This window comes from Vibrio sp. 1078-1 (assembly GCF_033340475.1).
Window position 1 is genome coordinate 1 of record NZ_JAWOWM010000727.1, and the last position, 555, is coordinate 555.

A 555-nucleotide genomic window follows, 5' to 3' on the forward strand; every position below is an offset into this window, starting at 1 on the left:
GACGGACAGGTGTCGATTGTTGGTGACCGCATCAGTATTGAGTTTGAGATGCCGGGTACCGATATTGGTGGTAACAGCATTCGTACGCCAATTGATTTTGTCACGACGATTATCGATGGCGATAATCCAGCGCCGCAAGACATCTCGTTTGAGAACGAAGAATCTTCATCGACGCCAATCACGGGGACGTTTGTCGAAATTGGCAGTGACCAGTTGGCTTCTGTCACCTTTAATCAGGAAAGTTTGTCGCAATTTGATGGTTTGTTAACTGACAACCAAGCGACGGTTGCGACCTTGTCTGAAGATGGCAGTAACATCACGTTAACCGTAGCTGGCACGGGAGAGGTGGTATTAAGCATCACGTTAAACACCGACGGCACGTACCAATTTGAACAGTTCAAACCGCTTGAGCAGACGAATGATAGCGATACGATAGCGCTTTCTCTTCCAACGACGATCGTGGATTACGACCAAGATACGGTCAGCAATACCTTTGTGATTACAATTGCTGATGGCGATAACCCAGTCATTAACAATGTCACAAGCTTGTCTTTG

Annotated in this window: 1 protein-coding gene; it reads left to right on the plus strand. The window is 46.8% G+C overall.

All coding sequences use genetic code 11. The annotated features are described in order from the left end of the window. On the plus strand, positions 1-555 hold a 555-nt coding region (locus R7190_RS29740), incomplete at both ends, for a DUF5801 repeats-in-toxin domain-containing protein (protein ID WP_318138190.1).